15 protein-coding genes are annotated in these 20,381 nt (G+C 71.1%); 10 read left to right on the top strand and 5 right to left on the bottom strand.

Annotation, left to right across the window (positions count from 1 at the left end; all coding sequences use genetic code 11):
* Positions 1 to 19: 19 nt before the first annotated feature.
* Together WH85_RS15590 and WH85_RS15585 are read left to right on the top strand one after the other, a co-directional pair.
* Complete coding sequence (locus WH85_RS15590) at positions 20 to 1,171, top strand: cation:proton antiporter (protein ID WP_045742634.1); 1,152 nt, start codon at positions 20 to 22, stop codon at positions 1,169 to 1,171.
* A 180-nt stretch (positions 1,172 to 1,351) separates the two neighbouring features.
* Positions 1,352 to 1,798, top strand: a complete 447-nt coding sequence (locus WH85_RS15585) for a hypothetical protein (RefSeq protein WP_045742575.1) — start codon at positions 1,352 to 1,354, stop codon at positions 1,796 to 1,798.
* Between the two features lie 81 nt (positions 1,799 to 1,879).
* On the opposite strand, the gene WH85_RS15580 is transcribed toward WH85_RS15585, so the two are convergent.
* The 4 genes from WH85_RS15580 to dnaK form a co-directional block, all read right to left on the bottom strand.
* Positions 1,880 to 2,323 carry a heat shock protein transcriptional repressor HspR gene (locus WH85_RS15580; protein WP_045742574.1) on the bottom strand — a complete coding sequence of 148 codons (444 nt, stop codon included), beginning with the start codon at positions 2,321 to 2,323 and terminating at the stop codon, positions 1,880 to 1,882.
* Positions 2,324 to 2,344: 21 nt separating this feature from the next.
* Entirely contained in the window at positions 2,345 to 3,544 is a 1,200-nt protein-coding gene (gene dnaJ, locus WH85_RS15575) for a molecular chaperone DnaJ (RefSeq protein ID WP_045742573.1), read from the bottom strand.
* Positions 3,545 to 3,614: 70 nt separating this feature from the next.
* Entirely contained in the window at positions 3,615 to 4,238 is a 624-nt protein-coding gene (gene grpE / locus WH85_RS15570) for a nucleotide exchange factor GrpE (protein ID WP_045742572.1), read from the bottom strand.
* Positions 4,235 to 6,097, bottom strand: coding sequence for a molecular chaperone DnaK (gene dnaK, locus WH85_RS15565; RefSeq protein ID WP_045742571.1), 1,863 nt, complete (start codon positions 6,095 to 6,097; stop codon positions 4,235 to 4,237). The genes grpE and dnaK overlap by 4 nt, the downstream gene beginning before the upstream one ends.
* A gap of 233 nt (positions 6,098 to 6,330) precedes the next feature.
* On the opposite strand from dnaK, the gene WH85_RS15560 reads away from it, so the two are divergent.
* Genes WH85_RS15560 through WH85_RS15550 form a run of 3 tightly spaced genes read left to right on the top strand, consistent with a single transcriptional unit; the run spans position 6,331 to position 11,105 of the window.
* Complete coding sequence (locus WH85_RS15560; RefSeq protein WP_425394647.1) at positions 6,331 to 8,214, top strand: ABC transporter; 1,884 nt, start codon at positions 6,331 to 6,333, stop codon at positions 8,212 to 8,214.
* Positions 8,211 to 9,875 carry a GTPase gene (locus tag WH85_RS15555; protein ID WP_045742570.1) on the top strand — a complete coding sequence of 555 codons (1,665 nt, stop codon included), beginning with the start codon at positions 8,211 to 8,213 and terminating at the stop codon, positions 9,873 to 9,875. Before WH85_RS15560 ends, WH85_RS15555 begins: the two co-directional genes overlap by 4 nt.
* A 33-nt stretch (positions 9,876 to 9,908) precedes the next feature.
* The gene (locus WH85_RS15550; RefSeq protein WP_045742569.1) at positions 9,909 to 11,105 is read left to right on the top strand and encodes a hypothetical protein; all 1,197 of its coding nucleotides are present in this window, start codon (positions 9,909 to 9,911) and stop codon (positions 11,103 to 11,105) included.
* 4 nt (positions 11,106 to 11,109) lie between these two features.
* Here the strand turns inward: WH85_RS15550 and WH85_RS15545 are convergent, their stop codons facing one another.
* A complete protein-coding gene (locus WH85_RS15545) occupies positions 11,110 to 11,364 on the bottom strand; it encodes a hypothetical protein (RefSeq protein ID WP_045742568.1) in 255 nt (84 codons plus the stop codon).
* Positions 11,365 to 12,510: 1,146 nt separating this feature from the next.
* On the opposite strand from WH85_RS15545, the gene pdhA reads away from it, so the two are divergent.
* The 5 genes from pdhA to WH85_RS15520 all read left to right on the top strand — a co-directional run bounded on the left by pdhA (position 12,511) and on the right by WH85_RS15520 (position 20,065).
* Positions 12,511 to 13,650, top strand: a complete 1,140-nt coding sequence (pdhA, locus tag WH85_RS15535; RefSeq protein WP_045742566.1) for a pyruvate dehydrogenase (acetyl-transferring) E1 component subunit alpha — start codon at positions 12,511 to 12,513, stop codon at positions 13,648 to 13,650.
* Positions 13,647 to 14,636, top strand: a complete 990-nt coding sequence (locus WH85_RS15530) for an alpha-ketoacid dehydrogenase subunit beta (RefSeq protein ID WP_045742632.1) — start codon at positions 13,647 to 13,649, stop codon at positions 14,634 to 14,636. The genes pdhA and WH85_RS15530 overlap by 4 nt, the downstream gene beginning before the upstream one ends.
* A 5-nt stretch (positions 14,637 to 14,641) precedes the next feature.
* A complete protein-coding gene (locus WH85_RS15525; RefSeq protein WP_045742631.1) occupies positions 14,642 to 16,090 on the top strand; it encodes a dihydrolipoamide acetyltransferase family protein in 1,449 nt (482 codons plus the stop codon).
* Positions 16,091 to 16,295: 205 nt separating this feature from the next.
* Entirely contained in the window at positions 16,296 to 16,436 is a 141-nt protein-coding gene (locus tag WH85_RS51595; protein WP_169792446.1) for a hypothetical protein, read from the top strand.
* Between the two features lie 557 nt (positions 16,437 to 16,993).
* Positions 16,994 to 20,065, top strand: coding sequence for an LppU/SCO3897 family protein (locus WH85_RS15520; protein ID WP_045742565.1), 3,072 nt, complete (start codon positions 16,994 to 16,996; stop codon positions 20,063 to 20,065).
* The last annotated feature ends 316 nt before the right edge of the window (positions 20,066 to 20,381 follow it).

Below are 20,381 nucleotides of genomic sequence, written 5' to 3'. Positions count from 1 at the left end.
ACTCCTGTTCGGTCTCGGCATGCTCGGCCGTCTGGGTCGCCGTTTCGGCCTCTCCCCGATTCCGCTTTATCTGCTCGCCGGCCTGGCCTTCGGCCACGGTGGGGTGATCCCGCTCTCGGCGAGCGAGGAGTTCATCGGCATCGGCGCCCAGATCGGTGTGATCCTGCTGCTCGTCATGCTCGGGCTGGAGTACAGCGCCGACGAGCTGGTCGACAACCTGCGGTCCGCGGCGCCGGCCGGCCTGATCGACATGCTGCTCAACGCGTTGCCGGGGGCCGCCTTCGCGCTGGTCCTCGGCTGGGACTGGAAGGCCGCGCTGGTGCTGGCCGGCATCACCTGGGTCTCCTCGTCGGGCGTGATCGCCAAGGTGCTCGGCGATCTGGGCCGGGTCGGCAACCGGGAGACCCCGGTGATCCTGTCGGTGCTGGTCATCGAGGACCTGGCGATGGCGTTCTACCTGCCGATCGCCACCGCCGTGCTGGCCGGGGTCGGTCTGGTCGACGGCCTGGGCACGCTCGCCGTCGCGGTGGTCACGGTGATCGCGGTGCTGGTCATCGCGATCCGGTACGGCGGCGAGATCAGCGACTTCATGTCGGTGAAGGATCCGGAGGCGCTGCTGCTGAGTGTGCTCGGCATGACGCTGTTCATCGCGGGGGTGGCCGGCGAGCTGAAGGTCTCCGAGGCGGTCGGCGCGTTCCTGGTCGGCATCGCGCTGTCCGGCCCGGTCGCGCATCACGCCGTCCAGATGCTCTCGCCGCTGCGTGACCTTTTCGCCGCGGTGTTCTTCGTCTTCTTCGGTCTCTCCACCGATCCGAACGACATGCCGGGCGTGATCCTGCCGGCCCTCGCACTGGCGGTGCTGACCATGCTGACCAAGGTGCTGACCGGTTACCTGGCCGCCCGGCGGGCCGGGATCGGGCTGCCCGGCCAGGTCCGGGCCGGCCTGGCGCTGATGCCGCGCGGCGAGTTCTCCGTCGTCATCGCCGGGCTCGCCGTGGCGTACGGGGTGGACCCCCGGCTGGCCCCGCTCGCCACCGCCTACGTGTTGATCACGGTCGTCACCGGCCCGATGCTGGCGCGTCTGCCGGACTACCCCTGGTTCAAGGAGATCGTGCGAAAGCGGATGGCAGCCCGCCGAACAGTCAAAAAGCCGCTAGCCGCCACGGATTGAATCCTTATCGAAGCCTAAAGTTACCGTCCAGTATCCGAATGTGAAGTCCTGACACTTCCGCTCAAACATCCGGCGCGCTACGGTTCCGGAGCGACGACTCTGAGTATTGGGGCGTTCGGCACCGGCGACCAGCGTCACCGACTCTGGTCGCGGCTGCGAACGCATGAGTGAGGCGGCTGCGTGAGCGTGCGTGAGGCAACTTTCCCCGGATTCGGAAACCCGGTCGATCCTCGGCCGGACGAGCTGCATGCCTGGGCCTACCAACCCGATTCCGTTCCCCTGAGCACCATGCCGCGTGACTGGGACCTGCTGATCTCCGGAGACGTGCTCGGCCCGACCCTCTTCGAACTGGCCATGGACAGGCAGTGCCCGTCCCGCCGGTTCGCACAGCACTGCATGTACATCTACGCCGCGGACGGGGTGCGGCAGAACGCGAGCAGTCAGCGCAAGCGCCGGCTCAAGAAGTTCGTGGAACGTGCGGAGGAGGTCGGTGACGAGCCGATGCAGTTGTGGGCCCACAACTGCCGTGTCCTGATGACACGACCGGAGCTCTTCGATCACCACGACTGGATGGAGGGCGGCCTGGTGCGCAACCCGCGCCGGCTGGGGCTCTTCAACCGTCGGTAATCACACGGCGACGACAAGGTGTAGCGGCGGCCCATCCCGAGAGAGGGCCGCCGCTGCGTTTTCCGCCTGCTGCGGCTTTTCCTACTTGTCCTGCGGCCGTCGCGGGCGCCACACCACCAGCGCGGTGGACTGGGGCTCCTGGCGAACCAGATCACCCCGACCGGCGTACGGGTTCATCGACTCCAGCTGAGCGATCCGCGCATACGCGGCCTCCAGCTGCTGCTCCAGCTCCATGACCCGGTGCTGCAACTCCCCGGCCAGTTGCTCGAGCCCGATGATCCGCTTGATCCCGGCCAGGTTGACACCGTCCTCCTGGCTGAGCCGCTGCACCTCGCGGAGCAACTCCACGTCACGCTCGCTGTACCGCCGGCCACCACCACCGGCACGGCCCGGCTGCACCAGGCCGAGACGGTCGTACTGCCGCAGGGTCTGCGGATGCATGCCCGCCAGGCGAGCGGCCACCGAGATGATCAAAACCTTAGCGTCGGAGGACATTTCGGTCGAGATGTGGATCTCTTCATACATGTGCCACCTCCTCCAGAGGTCCTAACCGGCCCGGCGCAGTCGCTCGTCGAGCCGTTCACGTGCCGGCGGCGGGGTGAGCTTGGCGAAGGCCTCCAGCGCGTCCTTGGCCTCGTCGGAGAGCCCGGTCGGAATCTGTACCTCCACCGTGACGATCAGATCGCCGGAGGGACCCTCCTTGCGGGACACCCCCTTGGCCCGGGCCCGGAGCTTGCGGCCGCTCGGCGTGCCCGGCGGCACCCGCAGCGTGACCGGCCCGTCCAGGGTCGGGACCTTGAGGTCGAGACCCAGCACGGCCTCGGCCACCGTGATCGGCACGGTCAGCGTCAGGTCGTCGCCGCTGCGCCCGAACAGGTCGTCCGGACGCACCTTGACCTGCACGTACAGATCGCCGGCCGGACCACCGCGGTCACCCGGCTCGCCCCGGCCGCTGAGCCGGATGCGCTGGCCGTCGGAGACGCCCGCCGGGAACCGCACGTTGATCGTGCGGGACTTGGTGACCCCGCCGGTGCCCCGGCACTCGGCGCACTTCTCGTCCACGATGCTGCCCGAGCCCTGGCAGTCCCGGCACGGCTCGGAGAAGCTGAACGAGCCCTGATTGCTGGAGATCATGCCGGTGCCCTGGCATTTCGTGCACGCCCGCGGTGTGGTGCCGGGCTTCGCGCCGCTGCCCCGGCAGGTGTCACAGGCGCCGGGGGTGCGCAGCGTCAGCGGCAGGGTGGTGCCGCGGACTGCCTGCGCGAAGTCGAGTGTCACCTCGGTCTCCACGTCCCGGCCGCGTTGCGGGCCACGCCGCGCCGCCGCCGGTCCGGCCGGGCCGCCACCGCCGGAGAAGATCGAGCTGAAGATGTCCGAGAAGCCGGTCCCGCCGAACCGCCGGTCGGCCCCCGCCGCGCCGCCGCCGTTGAACCCGCCGAACAGGTCGGACGGATCGAACTGGGTGCCTCCCGCGGCGCCCGGGCGCGCTCCCCGCCGGAACGCTCCGGAGCCGAACAGGGAGCGCATCTCGTCGTACTCTTTGCGCTTCTTGTCGTCGGAGAGGACGTCGTACGCCTCGGAGGCGGCCTTGAACTTCTCCTCGGCCTCCTTGTTGCCCGGGTTGCGGTCCGGGTGGAGGTCACGGGCGAGCTTGCGGTACGCCTTCTTGACCTCGTCGGGTGAGGCGGACTTGGTCACGCCGAGCACGGCGTAGAAATCTTTCTCGAGCCAGTCCTTCGAGCTCACTCGGTCCACCTCCTCGACGCGGCGGGAACGCCCCGCCCGCCGGCGAACCGGCGGGCGGGAATCAATGGCTTCACTCCGGATCGGCGACCGCGACCAACGCCGCGCGCAGCAAACGCTCGCCCAGCGTGTAACCGCGGCGCATCACCTCGACACAGGTCGGCTCCGAGACGTCCGCGGACGTCTGATGCGCGACGGCCTCGTGCCGGTTCGGGTCGAAGGGGTCGCCCTTCTCGCCGAACGCCACCAGGCCCAACTTGCCGGTCACCGCGGTCAGCTGCTCCGCCACCGAGGCGAACGGACCGACCAGATCACCGTGCTCACGGGCCCGGTCGATGTCGTCCAGGACCGGGAGCAGCGCGGTGAGGACCGCGCCGGTGGTCTGCTCGGCCGCCGCACCCCGGTCGCGGTCGACCCGCTTGCGGTAGTTGGCGTACTCCGCGGTCACCCGCTTCAGGTCGTGCGTCCGCTCCTCGAGCTCGCTCCGCAGCGCCTCGACATCGGTGTCGGCCACGGCGTCCTCGGTGGAGGTCTCGTCCTCCCCCTCGGGCGCGCGGTGCGCACCGACCGGCTTCTTCGACTTCCCCGACGGCGTGGTCGCCTCGGCGGGAGTCTCCTCAGCCGGAGTCTCGGTCTCGCTCTGGGCGACTTCGCGCTCGGTCACGGGACCGTCGTTCTCGTCGTCCGTAGCAGTCACTTCTTGTCGTCCTCCACGATCTCGGCGTCCACGACGTCGTCCCCGCCGCCGGTCGCCGGGCCGGTCGTGCCGGCACCGGCCGCGCCGCCCGGAGCCGCACCGGGACCGGCCTGCGGGGTCTCACCACCCTGCGAGTACAGCAGCGAACCGGCCTCCTGGGAAACCTTCGACAGCTGCTCGTGGGCGGCCTTGATCTTCTCGATGTCGGTGCCGCCGAGCGCGCCGCGCAGCTCGCCGAGCGCCTCGCCGATCTTGTTCTTGCTGTCCTCGGGGAGCTTGTCGCCGCTCTCCGCCAGGAACTTCTCGGTCTGCCACTGCAGCTGCTCGGCCAGGTTGCGGATCTCCGCCTCGTCGCGACGCTTCTTGTCGTCGTCGGCGTGGTCCTGAGCGTCGCGCATCATGCGCTCGATGTCTTCCTTCGGCAGCGCGGAGCCACCGGTAATCGTCATCTTCTGCTCCTTGCCCGTGCCCAGGTCCTTGGCGGACACGTGCACGATGCCGTTCGCGTCGATGTCGAAGGAGACCTCGATCTGCGGGACGCCACGCGGGGCCGGCGCGATGCCGCTGAGCTCGAAGGTGCCGAGCTTCTTGTTGTAGGCGGCCATCTCGCGCTCGCCCTGGTAGACCTGGATCAGCACGGACGGCTGGTTGTCGTCGGCCGTGGTGTAGACCTCGGAGCGGTGCGCCGGGATGGTGGTGTTGCGCTCCACCAGCTTGTGCATGATGCCGCCCTTGGTCTCGATGCCCAGCGAGAGCGGGGTCACGTCGAGCAGCAGGACGTCCTTGACCTCACCCTTGAGCACACCGGCCTGCAGGGCGGCGCCGACCGCGACGACCTCGTCGGGGTTGACGCCCTTGTTCGGCTCGCGGCCGATCAGGCCGTTGACCAGCTCGGTGACGGCGGGCATCCGGGTCGAGCCGCCGACCAGGATGACGTGGTCGATGTCCGCCAGCTTGATGTCGGCGTCCTTGATCGCGGACTCGAACGGGCCCTTGCAGCGGTCCAGCAGGTCCTGCGTCATGCGCTGGAACTCGGCCCGGCTGAGGGTGGTGTCCAGGTGCAGCGGGCCGTTGGCGCCGGCCGTGATGTAGGGCAGGTTGATGCTGGTGGTCGACGCGGCGGAGAGCTCGATCTTCGCCTTCTCCGCGGCCTCGCGCAGACGCTGCAGGGCCATCTTGTCCTGGGAGAGGTCGATGCCGTGCTCGCCGCGGAAGGTCTTGACCAGGTGGTCGATGATCCGCTGGTCCCAGTCGTCACCACCGAGGTGGTTGTCACCGGAGGTCGACTTCACCTCGATGACGCCGTCGCCCAGCTCGAGCAGCGAGACGTCGAAGGTGCCGCCACCGAGGTCGAAGACCAGGACGGTCTGCTCCTTGGAGCCCTTGTCCAGCCCGTACGCCAGGGCGGCCGCGGTGGGCTCGTTGACGATCCGCAGGACGTTGAGGCCCGCGATCTCACCGGCCTCCTTGGTGGCCTGCCGCTGCGCGTCGTTGAAGTACGCCGGAACGGTGATCACCGCGTCGGTGATGTTCTCGCCCAGGTAGGCCTCGGCGTCCCGCTTCAGCTTCATCAGCACCCGCGCGGAGATCTCCTGCGGGGTGTACTGCTTGCCGTCGATGTCGATCGACCAGGTGGTGCCGACCTCGCGCTTCACCGAACGGATGGTCCGGTCCGGGTTCGTCACCGCCTGACGCTTGGCGACCTCGCCCACGAGCACCTCGCCGTTGCGGGCGAAGGCGACGATCGACGGCGTCGTCCGGGAGCCCTCCGCATTGGCGATGACGGTGGGCTCGCCTCCTTCCAGAACGCTGACGCAGGAGTTCGTGGTGCCGAGGTCGATGCCGACCGCACGTGCCATGGTGTTCCTCGCTTCTAAACAGCTGGGCTTCTGAACCGCTGGGTTCGCACCAGGGTTGAGTGGAACCGACTCAATGATGCCACGGGTCGGCACGTGGTCAAATCGAAGTTGAGCCGGAGGGGCGCAAGTCCTGGTCCGGGACGGGTGAGGTTTGGAAATCACCTACATACCTGTCCGGTCACGGCATACCGGGACCCGTTGTCCTGGATGCATAGATCGTGCACGCTTTACCCGTGACGACGCACGGAGACGCGGTCGGACCGTCGGCCCTGTCCGCCGTCCCCGCCGCATCGGATGAGAATCAGCAGGTCAACGTGGCCGCAGGTGGCCCATCAGAGCGTACGGGGACGGGCTGGACCCGTCCGGCAAACGACGATAACAGCACCGAACCGGGCGAAATCCCGGCAACGGTCAGCCGCCTCGCCGCGGCGCTCAGCCGATTACGAGCCGCTCTCGGCGCGGTGGCGTACCCCTTGGTGCTGCCCTCCGCCGAGGAGGCCCGCAAGGTCGGCAGCGCCCTGAGTTCGCAGCTGGACGACTATCTGCTGCCGCGCCTGGCGCGGCTCGACGCACCGCTGCTCGTGGTCGTCGGCGGTTCCACCGGCGCGGGCAAGTCCACGCTTGTCAACAGCCTGGTCCAGGCCCCGGTGAGCAGGGCGGGCGTGCTCCGGCCGACCACCCGCTGCCCGGTCCTGGTGGCCCACCCGGACGATCTCGCCTGGTTCGGCCGGGGCGGCCTGCTGCCCGGCCTGGTCCGCACCATCGACCCCAGCAACGACCCGAAGGCGCTCCAGGTGATCCCGGCGGCCTCGGTCGGCCCCGGGCTGGCCCTGCTCGACGCGCCGGACGTGGACTCGGTGGTCGAGCACAACCGCGAGCTCGCCGCCCAACTGCTCGCCGCCGCCGACCTCTGGCTCTTCGTGACCAGCGCCGCGCGGTACGCCGACGCCGTCCCCTGGGAGCTGCTCAAGACCGCCCGGCTGCGCGGCACGGTGGTCGCCCTGGTCCTCGACCGGGTGCCGATCGACGCCGCCGCCGAGGTGGCCGCCCACCTGGGCGAGATGCTGACCGCCCACGACCTGGGCGGTGCGCCGCTGTTCGTGGTGCCCGAGGCCGGCCTGGACGAGAAGGGCCTGCTGCCGGACACCGCGGCCGGCCCGATCGGCGCCTGGTTCGGCCAGCTCGCCGGGGACGCCGGGGCGCGGGCCACCGTGGTCCGGCAGACCCTCGACGGCGCCCTGCGTGCCCTGGCCCCGGCGCTGACCGGACTGGCCGAGGCCTCCGACGAGCAGAGCCGGGTGGCCGGCGGCCTGGACGAGCGGGTCACGGCGGCCTACCGCCAGGCCCGGGCCACCGCCGAGGAGGGCCTGCAGGACGGCCGTCTGCTGCGCGGTGAGGTGCTGGCCCGCTGGCAGGAGTTCGTCGGCACCGGGGAGTTCTTGCGCAGTCTGGAATCCCGGGTCGGCCATCTGCGTGACCGTCTCCTCGCCACCCTCACCGGCCGCCCGGCGCCCAGCCGCAGCCTCCAGGTCGCCCTGGAGTCACAGCTGGTCACGCTGCTACGCGGGCTGGCCACCGACGCGGCCGAGCAGACCTGGGCCGCCTGGCACGCCCACCCGGCCGGCGACGCGCTGCTCACCAAGGACCTGCAGACCGCCTCCGCCGACCTGCCGCAGCGCGCCGACCGCCTGGTCCGCGACTGGCAGCAGTGGGTGCTCGACCTGGTCCGCCGGGAGGCCGCCGACAAACGGTCGGTGGCGCGCGGTGCGGCCTACGCGGTCAACGGCGCCGGCCTGGCCGTGATGATCGCGGTGTTCACCTCGACCGCGTTCATCCCGACCGGCCTGGAGGTCGCGGTGGGCACCGGCACCACGGTCGCCGCACAGAAGGTGCTCGAGGCCGTCTTCGGTGACCAGGCCATCCGCACTCTCGCCACCCGGGCCCGGACCGAACTGCTGGCCCGGGTCGACGAACTACTGGAGGCCGAGGCCGCCCGGTTCACCGAGCGGACCGCGGCGGTACGCCTCGAGGCCGAGCCGGGCACACTGTTGCGCCAGGTGGCCTCCGAGGTGGAGAACGCCCGAAAGGAACTCGCGTTGACCGGGCCGGCGTCATGAATCTGATCGAGAAGGACAAGGCCGACGTGATGGACGTCGGCGGGCTGGCGCGGCGGCTCGAGGGTCTCGGCCGCTTCCTGCGCGTGGCCGATCCGTACCTTCCGGACGGCGACCTGGTCGCCGCGCACACCCTGCTGGAGCGGGCCGGCAACCGGCTCTCGCTCTCCCTGGACCACACCGTGGTCGCGCTGGCCGGCAGCACCGGCAGCGGCAAGTCCAGCCTGTTCAACGCGCTGGCCCGGTTCAAGCTCTCGCACGTCGGGGTGCGCCGGCCGACCACCGGCACCGCGCACGCCTGCGTCTGGGGCCCGCTGGAACCGGCCAACCTGCTGCTCGACTGGATCGGGGTGCTGCCGCGGCAGCGGTTCCGCCGGGAGAGCGCACTGGACGGCGACGACGAGGCCGCCCTGCACGGCCTGGTCCTGCTCGACCTGCCGGACTTCGACTCGGTCGAGCAGACCCACCGGCTCGAGGTGGACCGCCTGCTCGGTCTGGTCGACCAGATCGTCTGGGTGGTCGACCCGCAGAAGTACGGCGACCGGATCCTGCACCAGGCGTACCTCTCCCAGTTCAGCTCGCACGCCGGCATCACCATCGTGGTGCTCAACCAGGCCGACCGGCTCAGCCCGTCGGACACCGAGGTGGTGCTCGGCGACCTGGAGCGGCTGCTCGAGGAGGACGGCCTGACCGGCACCCCGGTGCTGGCCAGTTCGGCCAAGCAGCCGGGGATGCTCAGCGATCTGCGAGCCGCCCTGGAGACGACCGTCGCGGCACGGCAGGCCGCCCTGCGCCGGCTCGCCGCCGACCTGGACGTGGTCGCCGGTGAGCTGGCCACCACGATCGGGCCGCCGGCCGCCGAGGACGAGGTGGACCGGGCGACGGTCCGTCAGCTGGCCGAGGCGCTGTCGGCATCGGCCGGTGTGCCCGCGGTCGCCGACGCGGCCGCCGGGTCGTACCGGCAGCGGGCCGCCGCGGCGACCGGCTGGCCGCTGATCCGGGGCCTGCGCAGACTGCGGCCGGACCCGCTGCGCCGGCTGCACCTGGGCGAGACGCCGAAGACCGACGCGATCTCGACGGACATCGTGCCGCGCACCTCGGTGCCCCGGGCCGACGCGGCCCAGCAGTCCGCAGTGGCCCTCTCGGTCCGCGCGGTCGCCACCCGGGCCGCCGCGCCGTTGCCCGAGGCGTGGGCGCCGGCGCTCAAGGCCGCGGCCCGCTCCCGGACCGCCGACCTGCCGGACGCACTCGACCGGGCGGTGGCCACCACCGACCTGGGCACCGAACGCCAGCCGCTGTGGTGGCGGGTGGCCGGCGGCCTGCAGTGGGCGCTGCTGGCGACCGGACTGGTCGGCCTGGCCTGGCTCCTGCTCGGCTACGGACTGATCGCTCTCGGACTCCCGGAGATCGACGATCCGTCCGACACCTCGGTGCCGATGCCGACGATGCTGCTGCTCGGCGGCCTGCTCGGCGGGGTGCTGCTCTGGCTGCTGCTGAAACCGCTGGTGGAGATGGGCGCCCGGCGAGCACGGCGGCGCACCGAGCAGAAACTCCGGGCCGCGGTCACCGATGTCGGCCGCAGCCACGTGGTGGCGCCGGTCCGCGAGGTGCTCAACGCGTACGCCCAGGCGAGGGAAGCGCTCGCGGCGGTCCGTCCGGAGTAGGTCACAGGCGTGCCGCGGGCGTAGGCTCGCGGCATGCCGGCTTCCCGGACCGCGTACGAGGCGGTACTCCACGCAGCGCGCGACGTCATCAAGCTGGACTCCGCCCTCGACGCGGAGATGCTCGGGACGGCGCTGCTCGGCAGCGTCTACGCGGTCGCCGACGAGGATCGCGAGCTCGCGGTCCGCGAGTTCGTCGGCCGTTTCCTGACCGCCACGGTGCCACCGTCCACACCGGCCGCCGCGACCATCCGTGAGGTGTTCGCCGCCCTGGTGCCGGACGCCGAGGGCGCGACCACGGTCGGTCACGACACCGCGACGCCGCACTGGGCGGCGCAGCTCGGCCGGGTCCGCCCGATCGGCTGTTACGCATACGGCGACGTCTACGGCGATCAGACGTCCTATCTGGTCACCTTCGGCTACGAGGACACCACCGGCGGCGGTCCGGACCATGCGGTGGTCGTCCTGGTCGACCACAATGTCGGTTGTGCCAAGGACGTCTTCGTCGCGGCCCGCGGCGAGTCGCTGCTGGAGCAGGTCCGGTCGCACTGCGCGCTCGACGAGCTGACCTGGTTCCGCACCGAGGATCCGGGCCGGTTGCGGGACGAGGCCGGCCGGCACATCCGGATCACCGACGAGCTGACCGATCTGCCGACCGATGGTTCGCTCGCCACCGACCGGGCGCTCGCCGTGTCCCGGCTGGCGCTGCTGCCCGCGGTCACCATGCCGCCGCTGACCGAGCCGGCCGGGCCGAAAGCCGCCGATCTGGTGCGCGATTTCCGGTCGTCGGAGGAGGCGGCCCGGTTCGGTCTGACCGGCCGGGACACCGATCAGGCGTCGCTCGACTTCTGTCTCAGCCTGATCCTGGATCACGCGGCGACCCTGCCGGGTGCGGACCTGTTGCGCTGGAGCCCGACGGTGGCCGGGCTGTTCCTGCTGGACTGGGTGCACCGGCGGGCGGTGCTGGACATGGACGACGCGGCGATGCTGCCCCGGGTGGTCCGTGCCTGGTCGGCCTATGCGACCCGGCGGCTCCGGCTGCCCGCGGCGGCGGTCACCGAGACGATGACCACGGTCGAGGAGGAGTTGGTCCCGGAGTTCGCCCGGCTCTTCACCACGGGGGAGCGCCGCAGTCCGGCGACGGCCGCGGTGGCGCAGTTGCTCTCCGAGGGTGTGGATCCCAGCGACACCGAAGCGATCGACGCCTGGCTGGACGCGCATCGCGACGAGTGACGGTTCACCGCCGGTTGCGGTACCGGTCGTCGGACGGTTCGGCGTGGTGGCGGCCCACCCGGGAGTCGCGCTGTGCGGCTTCGTGTTCTTCGTGGCTGGTGTGCTCGGCCCGGTGCAGGCCCCGGTAGGGCCGGTTGAGCACCCGGTTCTCGCCGGTTCGCGATTCGTCGAGCATCCGGTGGGAGTTGGCGCCGGTGTTGTCGGACCAGCTCTGCTCGAGAATGCGGGTGGCACGGATGTTGTACGGGCGTTCGCTCACTGCTGACCTCCGGCTTGCTCGGGCGCGGTCCGTGGACCGGCGCTTGTGGACGGTGCGGTCGGCGTCGGGACAGGGCTCGTCCGATGTAGCCGGCTTGAAATGATCGTCGGGCACTCTGGGGAGATCGGGAATCGACGGGAATTCGAAGGCATGCTCCTCCGGAACCCGCGGTAAATCCGGAACCACCGGAATAACACGCGAAGGCTCATTTTTTGGCCGTTTTTGTGATCTTTTCGGCGGCCGGGAATCGTGGGAGTCGTCGCCGGATCGCGTCGTCGAGTGCCCTCGGGGCGACTCCCGATCACGATCCCGCGGGTGATCCTTTTCGGCCTCGCTCGATGTCGGCGAAGGCGTGACCGAGGGCTTCACCGAGGCGGGTGCCGACGGTTCCACCGAGACGTCCGGCTCGGACGGCCCGACCGGTCCGGCCGACCGGAGATCGGACGGCAGGACCGGGCCCACCGGGTCCGGAGCGGTCCGCACCGGACCGGTCGACGGCGGCGGCAAGAACGGCACATCCATCGCCCGACCACGGTCCCGACCTGCGATCTCCCGTGATCCGACGGTCAGTGCCGCCAGCGTCGGCAGGGACGCGAGACCGACCAGCAGCACCACCGTCAGGACATACCGCCGGGTCGGCCCGGAGAACCCGAGGTCCTCGCGGTACACGCCGTCGAGGCGCTTGCGAAGCACCTTCGGTGGCGGCGTACGGCCGTCGTCGGAATGGTGCGGCACCGGTGAGACTCCCTCGGCAGGTAATCCAGTCTAAAGATCCACTCAGATCGCTCTCGGTCAAAAGGGTGAACGAGGCATGGGTAATTCGGCAGCGGCACCCGGGGACCTTTGGCCCAACCGTGAGATCAACCTTAGGAACAAAACGGACAAATACCATTAACGACCCTTCAGGAGAAACTGATCCACGCAACCTGTAATGGAGCCCATCCGCTCTGTCAGGATGGCAGTGACGGCACCGCCGCCGTCGCTCTCCGCAGACCCGCGGGGCAACGGCGGGCCGCCCCGACTGGAGCACGCCTCCGGCCGGACCGTCGCGTGCCGTCCTCACCCGGCCGGGCGCGATGACCCAGTGGTCAGCCGCGTGGCCGGGCAACACCCGCCGCGGGCGCAGAGAGGAAGCAGGAGACACGGATGGCGAAAGGCGAAGGCACAACCGGGACCGACATTCCAGCCGGCGGTTTCGTCCAGTTGCTGACCCCCGACGGGGATCGCATCGACAGCGTCACCACCGCCGACGGGACCACATACACGGTCGACTTCACCGACGAGGAATACCGGGATCTCTATCGCGACCTGGTGACCGTCCGCCGCCTCGACGCCGAGGCGACCTCCCTGCAACGGCAGGGCGAGCTCGGCATCTGGGCCAGCCTGCTGGGCCAGGAGGCCGCTCAGGTCGGATCCGGGCGAGCGATGCGGCCGCAGGACATGGGGTTCCCGACCTACCGCGAGCACGGTGTCCTCTACACCCGCGGAATCGACCCGATCATGCCGTTCGGCCTGTTCCGCGGCGTCGACCAGGGCGGCTGGGATCCCAACGAGTTCAAGTTCAACAGCTACACGATCGTCATCGGCTCCCAGACGCTGCACGCCACCGGTTACGCCATGGGCATCACCATGGACGGCAGGACCGGAAGTGCCGACGGCGAGGCCGTGATCGCGTACTTCGGGGACGGCGCGACCAGCCAGGGTGAGGTCAACGAGGCGTTCGTCTGGTCCGGTGTCTTCAACGCCCCCATCGTCTTCTTCTGCCAGAACAACCAGTACGCGATCTCCGAACCGCTGGAACGGCAGACCCGTGTCCCGCTCTACCTGCGAGCCGGCGGATACGGCTTCCCCGGCGTCCGGGTCGACGGCAACGACGTGCTGGCCAGTTACGCGGTGACCCGGACCGCGCTGGACAACGCCCGCAACGGGCAGGGCCCGACGCTGATCGAGGCCTACACGTACCGGATGGGTGCGCACACCAGCTCCGACGACCCGACGCGATACCGGATCGCCAGCGAGGTCGAGTCGTGGAAGGCCAAGGACCCGATCAGCCGGCTCCGTGCGTTCCTCACCAGGCAGCAGGTGGCCGGCGAGGACTTCTTCACCGAGACCGACGAGGCCGCCACCGCCCTCGCACTCGGCCTGCGCGAACGGGTGCTCGCCATGCCCGATCCCGAACCCGTGCGGCTCTTCGACAACGCGTACCCGAACGGCTCGCCCGAGGTCGACGAGCAGCGCCGGGAGTTCCTCGCCTACCAGGCCTCCTTCGAAGGGAGTGGGCACTGATGACCGAGACGATCACCCTGGGCAAGGCCGTCAACCACGGACTGCGGCGTGCGCTGGAGAACGACCCCAAAGTCGTGATCATGGGCGAGGACGTCGGCAAGCTCGGCGGCGTCTTCCGGATCACCGACGGTCTGCAGAAGGACTTCGGCGAGGACCGGGTCATCGACACGCCACTGGCCGAGGCCGGCATCGTCGGGACCGCGGTCGGGCTGGCGATCCGCGGATACCGGCCGGTCTGCGAGATCCAGTTCGACGGGTTCGTGTTCCCGGCGTACAACCAGATCGTCGCCCAGGTGGCGAAGATGCACTACCGGTCCAACGGCGCGGTGCGCCTGCCCCTGGTGATCCGCATTCCGTACGGCGGCGGCATCGGAGCGGTCGAGCACCACTCCGAGTCGCCGGAGGCGTACTTCGCGCACACCCCCGGGCTCAAGGTCGTCACCTGTGCCGATCCGGTCGACGCGTACTCGATGATCCAGCAGTCGATCACCTCGGACGATCCGATCATCTTCCTGGAGCCGAAACGGCGGTACTGGGAGAAGGGCACGGTCGACCTGGACGCACCCCTCGCCGACGCGTTCCCGCTGCACGCGGCACGGGTGACGCGCCCCGGCACGGACGCGACGATCCTCGCCTACGGGCCGATGGTCCGGGTCGCGCTGGACGCCGCGACCGCCGCTGCCGAGGACGGCCGGGATCTCGAGGTGATCGACCTGCGCACGCTCTCCCCGGTCGACTACCCGGTGATCGTCGAGTCGGTCCGGCGCACCGGCCGGGCGGTCGTGGTCCACGAGGCACCCGGCAACCTCGGCATGGGCGCGGAACTCGCCGCCCGGATCACCGAGCAGTGCTTCTATCACCTGGAGGCGCCGGTGCTGCGGGTCACCGGCTACGACGTCCCCTATCCGGCGGCCCGGCTGGAGGAGGAGTACCTCCCCGACCTGGACCGGGTCCTGGACGCCGTCGACCGCGCGTTCGGCTGGTGACCGGCATGACGCGGGTCAAGGAGTTCAACCTGCCCGACCTCGGTGAGGGACTGACCGAGGGCGAGATCCTCACCTGGCTGGTCAAGGTGGGCGACACCATCGAGCTGAATCAGCCGATCGTCGAGGTCGAGACCGCGAAGGCCGCGGTGGAGATCCCGGCGAAATGGGGCGGCGTGGTGACCCGGATCTTCCACGACGCCGGCACCACCGTCGAGGTCGGCAAGCCGATCATCTCCATCGACACCGATCCGGGCGCCGGGCCGTTGCCCTCCGCGGAGTCCCTCGCCGCCGTCACGATCGCCCCCGCCGAGGGCATGGTCGAACCCGGGCTCATCGGAGGACCGGCCCCTGGTGGGCGCACGGCCGTGCTGGTCGGTTACGGCCCGCGTGAGGGCGCGGCCGTCAGGAGACCCCGAAGGGGTACGAGCCACACCTCCCCGACCGCACCGGCGGGTCCCCCGCCTGCGGCGGCTACCGCCTCGACCGTCGTGGCGCCCCCGGTCGGCCCGGTCGCCCCGGCAACGGTGCCGCCGGTCACGGCAGGCGCGCCGGCGCCGGCTCACGTCCTCGCCAAGCCCCCGGTCCGCAAACTGGCCCGGGATCTGGGTGTCGACCTCGGGACGGTCCCGGGTACCGGCCCGCTGGGGTCGGTGACACGCGACGACGTACACCGGATCGCCGAAGGCCGGACCGAGCCGGCGGCGAACGCACCCACCCCGGCCACCGCGGTCCGCCCCGGCCCGGCCGGTGATCGTGAGCAGCGGATCCCGGTCAAGGGCGTGCGGAAACTGACCGCGGAGAACATGGTGGCGTCGGCGTTCACCGCGCCGCACGTCACCGAGTTCCTCACCGTCGACGTGACCCGCACGGTCAAGACGGTGGAACGCCTGCGGCTCCGCCCGGAGTTCGCCGAACTGCGGGTCTCGCCGCTGCTCCTGGTCGCCAAGGCCGTGCTGCTCGCGATCCGGCGCCATCCGATGGTCAACGCGGCGTGGTCCGGTGCGACGAACGAGATAGTCGTCAAGGAGTACGTGAATCTCGGCATCGCGGCGGCCACCGATCGCGGCCTGATCGTGCCGAATGTCAAGGACGCCGGCCGTCTCACCCTGTGCGAACTGGCCGCGTCCCTGCACGCGCTGGTCCGCACCGCGAAGTCGGGGAAGACCTCACCCTCCGACATGTCCGGCGGCACCTTCTCGATCACCAACGTCGGGGTGTTCGGCATCGACACCGGCACGCCGATCCTGCCGCCGGGCGAGTCGGCGATCCTCGCGCTGGGTGTGATCCGGCCGACTCCGTGGGTGCACCACGGCAAGATCAAGATCCGGCAGGTGACCACCCTCGGGCTCTCCTTCGATCACCGGATCATCGACGGCGAGCTGGGCTCGAGGTTCCTGCGCGACGTCGGCGACTTCCTCACGGACCCGGAGGAGGCGATGCTCGCCTGGTCCTGAGGTCCTTCGGCCCAACGAGGTGCGGACCTTCGATTGTTAGGCAGATGACCGACGTCACCCTCTATTCAGTTGGCAGTCCACCCCTACCGGTTACATAATGGAAACAACCCCGGCAGGGGCCAACCGAGGGGAAACCGCCACCGGCGGATCGGGTGAGTACGTCATAAGCGAGGCCGGCAACGTTGCCGGGGAAACGAGCACTGCCATGAGCATGATCGACCGCATTCGTCAGCGTCGGATTGCCAGCCGCGAGAACCGCGCCATCAACCGCGCCTGGGCCACGGCGCCCAGCCAGTCGATGCGCGACGAGATCGCGATCTTCGCGCAGCGGCGTCAGATCTTCTGATCTGTTCGCGCCACGAACACATCGCGTAACGGCCCGTCCGGTTCACCCGGGCGGGCCGTTTTCGTGTCGGATACCACTCCGTGTTCGTGTGAAACACCACTCGTGAAGATCGGGCATCCGTACCTCCACGGCGTACACCGGGATTCCGACTGCCGCGTACGCCCGGTACCGTGGGCACGGTCCCCGAACCGGCGAGACCGGCCGGCGCGGGTGACCGGGACCGCAGGCGACACCGCCTTTCCCCCGGTCCCGGCACAGCCAGTCCGGATAGCTGGCACCACCCTTGGCGGAAGGTCACCGCCGGGATCGCGACCGTGCAAACCCGGCACGGCCGCATCGATGAGGAGGCGCGTATGACGTCCGAGGGGCACCACGCCGGTCAGCCGGCCGAAGCCACGTCGGGCGGACCCACGTCGGGCGGTTACCCGCTCGACGCCGATGGTCAGCGAGTTGCCGGTCGTGCGTCGGCACCCTCCCCCGCCGAAAGCTTCCCCACCTCGTACGGCCCGCCCCCGCAGGCCGCACCCGACGGCGGATCACCCTTCGTCGTCCCTGCCGTGTCCACCTTCGGATCCGGCCCCAGCGCCTCCGGCACGTCCTACGGTTCGGCCCGGGTCCCGCAGCCCGAGGCGGGTGGCGAGCTCCCCCAGCGCGCCGCATCGCCCTACGGCTCGGTCGCACCCGAACAGGCCGGCGCCTACGGGACACCACAGCCGCCGCCCTACGGCACCCCCGCGCAGTCGTTCGGCGGCCCCGCCGCGCCCGGCTCGCCCTCCACGTACGGTTCGGCACCCGCCGACCCCGGCGCGCCCTCCTGGGCGCCCCCGGTCGCCGAGCCGGGCCCGATCGACTCCGGCGCACCCGCGTCGCCGTTCGGCCCGGCGGGCTTCTCGCCGGGCGGCCGGCCGCAGGCGTCCGCCGCGGTGCCGCCGGCCCCGCCGTCCCCGGCGCCCGGCGACAACCCGTTCGCACGCCCGGAGTCGCTGGACAACCCGTTCGCACGCCCCGAACAGCGTTCCGAGCCGGCCGACAACCCGTTCGCGCGCCCAGAGCCGCGGCCCGAGCAGCGTTCCGAGCCGGCCGCCGCGGCCGGTGGGAGCACGCCGAGCGGCCTGCCGACCCGCACCCCGGGCGCCACCGCCTCCGTGCTGGAGGAGTCCAACCGCAGCTTCTCGGCCTTCGGCGACCAGCCGGTCCGGGTGCCCGGCGCCTCGCTGTCCGACCTGCCCGACTCGTCCGGTGGCGCGCAGCCGTCCAGCGGCTTCACCGCCGGCCCGGCGCAGAACAGCTGGCTCCAGCAGCAGAACGCCGCCCGGTCCACGGAGAGCGCCGCCGACGCGTCGGCCCGCCCGGAGACCCCCGGGTTCCCGACCCGGCGCGGTGACGGCGGCGGCAGCGGCTTCCCGCTGCGCGCCCCGGCCGGCCCAGCCGCCGACGCCGAGCCGTCCGGTGCCACCCCCGGCCTCGACCTGCCGATCCGCAGCCAGCAGCCGTCCGGGGCGTTCCCGTCCCAGGGCGAGCCCCACTCGGGTGCCTTCGGTGCGACGCAGGGCGGTCCGGAGGCCTTCGGCGCCACCCAGACGCCCGGGTCGCCGTTCGGTTCCGCCCCGGCCGCCCCCGCCGCCTCGGGTTCGTCCTACGGATCCGCGTCGTCCTCGGGCACCTACGGATCGGTCGCGCCGTCGTCCGACTCGTCGCCGTTCGGTGCGGCCGCCTCCGGGCCGTCGTCCTACGGCTCCCCGGCTTCCGAGCCCGGCACCTACGGCTCGGCCACCTCGGAGTCGTCGCCCTACGGTTCGTCGGCCTCCGAGCCCGCGCCCTTCGGGTCGCCGGGATCCGATTCCGCGCCCTACGGCTCCGCGGGCTCCGATTCGTCTTACGGATCGTCGGGCTCCGAGTCGCCTTCCTACGGTTCCGAGTCGTCCTACGCCTCCGAGCCGGAGCAGCCGTCCTCGGGCGGTCCGGGATACCCGCAGCGGGTGCCCGGCGCCGCACTCAACTCCGGTGGCAGCATCCAGCCGCCGGACCTCGCCGCGAGCAACGTCCCGCCGCAGCGCGACCCCCACGAGCAGCCCCGCCCGACCGGTTCGGCCCGTCCGGTGACCGGCAGCGCCTCGGTGACCGGCATCCGTGCCACCCCGGCGGGTGGCGAGGAGATCCCGCCGCCGTCGGCCGCACCGCAGGCCCGCGTCTACGGCCGTCCCGCCGCGTCGACCCCCGACGAGCCGGAGGCCGGCCAGTCCGCCGAGTCCCCGTCCGGCGGCTTCTCCCCCGCGCCGGACCCGTTCGGCCGTTCCGAGGAGCCCAGCGGCGGTTTCGCCCCGAACCCGTTCGGCCAGTCCGCGGGGACCCCGTTCGGCCAGTCGGGCAACGACGCCGGCAGTGGTTTCCCGGCCTCCGCGCCGAACCCGTTCGGCCAGCGTGACGAGGAGCCCAGCGGCGGCTTCGGCCCGGCCAACCAGTTCGGGCAGCGCAGCGAGGAGCCCAGTGGCGGTTTCTCCCCGGCGAACTCGTTCGGGCAGCGCAACGAGGAGCCCAGTGGCAGCTTCGGCCCGGCCAACCAGTTCGGCCGGGACGAGGAGCCCAGTGGCGGCTTCGGCGGTTTCCCGCAGCCCGGTGGCGACACCGGCGTCGCGCCGCAGTCGCCGGCCCGGGCCAGCGCCCGCGCCTCGGCCAGCGCCCGGGTGACCCCGGTCTCGCCGTCGCCGGGCTCGACGCCCGACGCCCCGGGCACGCCGCCCTTCCCGGCGCCCAGCACCTCCACGTTCCCGGCACCCGGCACGTCGACCTTCCCGGCTCCGGGCACCTCGACGTTCCAGGCTCCGGGCACCTCCACGTTCCCGGCACCCGGCACGTCGACCTTCCCGGCTCCGGGCACCTCGACGTTCCAGACGCCCGGCACGGCGCCGTTCCCGGGACCGGGGACGTCGCCGTTCTCCCCGCCCGGAGGCGGCACGCAGTACCCGAACGGCGGCACCGCCTACGGTTCGCCCAGCACGCCCGGTGACCCGTCACAGGCGCCGTTCTCGGAGTTCACCACCGACGTCTCCGGTCGCGGTGCGGCGGCTCCCGGCTCCGACCAGTACAACGAGTTCACGACCGACGTCTCCGGTCGCGGCAACACCTCGTTCGCGCCGTCGCCCGGTGCCCCGCCGATGCCGGACGCCCCGGACCCGCGGTTCTCCGGCCTCTACAACAACAACCCGCTGACGTCGGGTGCCACGGTGACCCCGCCGACCCCGGAGGACACCACCAGCTGGCCCAGCCCGGACGAGCAGGACAAGTTCGACCAGTTCAAGGCCGAGGAGCCGGCACCCGCCCCGGCACCCGCCAAGCCGAACGTGCGGACCGTCCCGGTCACCCTCGCGGTGGTCCTGGGCGCGACGCTGCTGCTCGGCCTGGTGTTCGGCCTGGTCTACCTGATCTCCGGCGACGACGACTTCAGCGTGGCCCAGGGCGACTGCGTGAAGCGGTCCGGCAACTCCCCGGTGCAGATCGACTGCGGCACGAAGGGTGCCGACGTCTACAAGGTCGTCTCGGTGACCGACAGCAAGGAGAAGTGCGCGGACGCGACTCAGCCGTACATCGAGCTGGGTTCCCAGGTGCTCTGCCTCCAGCCGAACGCCTGATCACCCGACCGCCACTGTTCCACGGTTCCACTGATATGAAGGCCGCCCGGCTCACCCCGGGCGGCCTCGTCGTTTCTCGCGCTCTCCGACCTGTCCCGGGCATCGGTCCCGGGCGCGCTCCCTCTGAGCGGCACCACGGAACCCGGACGGGGCATGAGGGACCCCGTGATCGCGGGACAGGGTTCTGCGCCGGGACGAGGGGTTTCCACGGCACAACAACCCGAACTCGGCGCGAGATACCCGGTAACGGCGCGACAAAGCCCAACGGCGCATAGGGGGCCGAAACGACCCGGCGGGGCTGGGGCCGGGCCGGTGA

Source organism: Actinoplanes rectilineatus (assembly GCF_000962825.1).
Classification (GTDB): Bacteria; Actinomycetota; Actinomycetes; order Mycobacteriales; family Micromonosporaceae; genus Actinoplanes; species Actinoplanes rectilineatus.
The sequence above is the reverse complement of the archived record's forward strand: the minus strand, read 5'-3'. Positions and strand labels throughout refer to the sequence as shown.

Excerpts from the sequence above, each read along its gene's own strand:
- WH85_RS15580 (WP_045742574.1), bottom strand. The coding sequence starts at position 2,323 with ATGTATGAAGAGATCCACATCTCGACCGAAATGTCCTCCGACGCTAAG.
- WH85_RS51595 (WP_169792446.1), top strand. The coding sequence starts at position 16,296 with ATGAGCATGATCGACCGCATTCGTCAGCGTCGGATTGCCAGCCGCGAG.
- pdhA (WP_045742566.1), top strand. The coding sequence starts at position 12,511 with ATGGCGAAAGGCGAAGGCACAACCGGGACCGACATTCCAGCCGGCGGT.
- WH85_RS15550 (WP_045742569.1), top strand. The coding sequence starts at position 9,909 with ATGCCGGCTTCCCGGACCGCGTACGAGGCGGTACTCCACGCAGCGCGC.
- dnaK (WP_045742571.1), bottom strand. The coding sequence starts at position 6,097 with ATGGCACGTGCGGTCGGCATCGACCTCGGCACCACGAACTCCTGCGTC.
- WH85_RS15590 (WP_045742634.1), top strand. The coding sequence starts at position 20 with ATGCTCGGCCGTCTGGGTCGCCGTTTCGGCCTCTCCCCGATTCCGCTT.
- WH85_RS15555 (WP_045742570.1), top strand. The coding sequence starts at position 8,211 with ATGAATCTGATCGAGAAGGACAAGGCCGACGTGATGGACGTCGGCGGG.
- WH85_RS15525 (WP_045742631.1), top strand. The coding sequence starts at position 14,642 with ATGACGCGGGTCAAGGAGTTCAACCTGCCCGACCTCGGTGAGGGACTG.